Below are 2,537 nucleotides of genomic sequence, written 5' to 3'. Positions count from 1 at the left end.
GCGCGCGCGCCGCTGCCGCGCCTGATCGAGCGCGCCGACCTCAAGGGCGACCTGCACTGCCACAGCCGCGCCAGCGACGGCAACGCCACGCTGGAGGAACTGGCCGCCGCCGCCCGCGCCGCCGGGCTGACCTACCTGGCCATCACCGAACACTCGCAGCGCCTCACCGTGGCCCACGGCCTGGACACCGCGCGCCTGCTCCAGCAGTGCGAGGCCATCGACGCGCTGAACGCGCGGCTCGACGGCATCGTGCTGCTCAAGGGCATCGAGGTGGACATCCTCGAAGACGGCCGGCTCGACCTGCCGGACGACGTGCTCGGCCAGCTCGACATCGTCATCGGCGCCGTGCACAGCCACTTCGACCTGTCACCGGCGCGGCAGCTCAAACGCCTCATGCGCGCCATGGATCACCCGCACCTGCACCTGCTGGCCCACCCCGGCTGCCGCGAACTCGGCAAGCGCCCGCCCATCGAACTCGACTGGCTGCGGCTCGTCCGCCACGCCCGCCGGCGCGGCTGCTTTCTGGAACTCAACGCCCAGCCCAAGCGCCTGGACCTCACCGACGTCCACGCCCGCATGGCCAGGGAAGAAGGCGTGCTGGTCGCCATCAGCTCCGACGCCCACACCGTGGACGACTTCAACAACCTCGACTACGGCATCGGCCAGGCCCGCCGCGGCTGGCTGGAGGCGGCGGACGTGCTCAACACGCGCCCGCTGGACACGCTGCGGGAGGTGTTGCGGCGCGGCTGAGGCCCGCCAAACCGCGCGTCAGTCGTCGCCCTCCCCCACCAACTCCAGGGTCACGCTGCGAAACTGCGCCAGCGCCGCCTCCAGGTTCTCGACAATCTCCGCCGCCAGCACATCCCTGCCCCCCAGGCCGCCGGCCACGCCCGGTCCGTGCACAGGATCAACGCCCGGCGTGGCCTTCTGTCCCCGCGGCGGCGCATTATCGATACCCTGTCGCTTACCAGGGCGCTCCGCGGGCAGACACACGCGCCTCCCGCGCCCCTTCACCACCGCATGACCGACACATGACGACCAGCGCCACTCCCTCACCGTCCCTTCGACTCAGCGACCGGCTGCGGGGAATCATCGCCGAGCGCGTTCTGGAGGGCAGCTATCCGCCGGGCACGCAGCTGAAAGACACAACGCTGGCCGACGAGTTCAACACCAGCCGGGCACCCGTGCGCGAGGCGCTGTACGCGCTCGAGATGATCGGCCTGGTGCGCTCCCAGCCAAGTCTCGGCACCTGGAGGTGCGGCGTGGACCCCGCCCGCCTGACCGACGCCTACGAACTGCGCGCCACGCTCGAAGAACGGGCGGCACAGCTGGCCGTTCCATGCCTGGCGGAGGACCTGCTCACGCTGTCACACGCACTGGCCGACCTCGAGCGGGCCGCCGCGGCACAGGACGCGCAGGCCTACAGCCGCGCCATCCAGCGTTTCCATCGGCACATCATCATGATGTCCGGCAACCGCGAGTTTTTGCGCGTTTGGGACTTTCAGCACTGGGAACTACGCACCCGCGTCGCCGCCCAGCGCGTGAGCCACGAACTTGTCGATTTCATTGGCGGTCACCAGGCGGCCTTGAAGGCGCTGACCGTCGGCGACGGCATTGGCGCCGGCCAGCAGTTGCGCGGCCTGATAGAACGGTTCCTGCGTGTCCACAACGCCCTGCAGACACCACCGTCAGCCGACCACTAGCCGGCCGCATCCAGCAGGCGCGCCAGTCGCGCCAGGGCCGCCTCGACGCGGCCGTCCCAGCGGCTGGCGCACGACAGGCGCATGAAGTTCCGATACTTCTGCGTGGCCGAGAAGATCGGCCCCGGTGCGATGCTCACCCCCTCGGCGCGGGCCAGCTGCGCCAGGCGCAGGCTGTCCACCTGCGGTGCCAGTTCCACCCACACCACGAAACCGCCGGCCGGCTGGGTGATGCGCGTGCCGGCAGGGAAATGCCGCGTCACCGCCTCGATCATCCGCCCCACGGCACGCGCGTAGTCGCCGCGCACGGTGCGCAGGTGGCGCTCGTACCCGCCGCTGTGCAGCACGTCCGCCAGCGCCAGCTGCGGCACCGTGGGGCTGGCCAGATTCAGCACGTACTTGAGGTACTCCACCCGCGCCTGGTGGCGCCCCGGCACCAGCCAGCCCACGCGCAGCCCCGGCGACAGGGTCTTGGAGAACGACGCGCAGTACAGCACCTCGGCGCCGGTGCCCTCGCTGAGCGCCAGACACGGCGGCGGCCGGCGCGGGCCGAAGCCGAGATCGCCGTAGATGTCGTCCTCGATCAGCGGCACGCCACGGGCACCGAGCAGCGTCAGCAGGCGCCGCTTGCGCGACTCGGACATGCAGTACCCGAGCGGGTTGCTGAAGTTCGGCGTGGCGATGCAGGCGCGCACCGGCCATTGCTCCAGTGCCAGCTGCAGTGCCTCCAGCGACAGGCCGTCCACCGGGTCGGTGGGAATCTCCAGCGCCTCCAGTTGCAGGGAATCGAGCGCCTGCAGCAGGCCGTAGAACGTGGGCGACTCGATGGCCACCACG

At 70.7% G+C, this 2,537-nt stretch carries 4 protein-coding genes; 2 read left to right on the top strand and 2 right to left on the bottom strand.

From position 1 onward, the window contains the following. Positions 1–750, top strand: a 750-nt coding sequence (locus tag ABYX71_RS11495; RefSeq protein WP_372696633.1) for a PHP domain-containing protein, incomplete at its 5' end; no start/stop codon positions are given. A gap of 18 nt (positions 751–768) precedes the next feature. Here ABYX71_RS11495 and ABYX71_RS11490 read toward each other — a convergent pair. Next, positions 769–903 (bottom strand): hypothetical protein, encoded by a 135-nt coding sequence (locus ABYX71_RS11490; protein ID WP_372696632.1) that lies wholly within the window; start codon positions 901–903, stop codon positions 769–771. Positions 904–1,031: 128 nt separating this feature from the next. Here ABYX71_RS11490 and ABYX71_RS11485 point away from each other — a divergent pair, with 128 nt between their 5' ends. Next, positions 1,032–1,703, top strand: a complete 672-nt coding sequence (locus tag ABYX71_RS11485) for a GntR family transcriptional regulator (RefSeq protein ID WP_372696631.1) — start codon at positions 1,032–1,034, stop codon at positions 1,701–1,703. Here the strand turns inward: ABYX71_RS11485 and ABYX71_RS11480 are convergent. Further along, positions 1,700–2,537, bottom strand: an 838-nt coding sequence (locus ABYX71_RS11480) for a PLP-dependent aminotransferase family protein (protein ID WP_372696630.1), incomplete at its 5' end; no start/stop codon positions are given. The two genes, ABYX71_RS11485 and ABYX71_RS11480, sit on opposite strands and share 4 nt — an antisense overlap.

It is taken from the genome of Immundisolibacter sp. (assembly GCF_041625615.1).
GTDB lineage: Bacteria > Pseudomonadota > Gammaproteobacteria > Immundisolibacterales > Immundisolibacteraceae > Immundisolibacter.
Note: the sequence above shows the minus strand (reverse complement) of the source record. Positions and strands in the feature narration are given on the sequence as shown.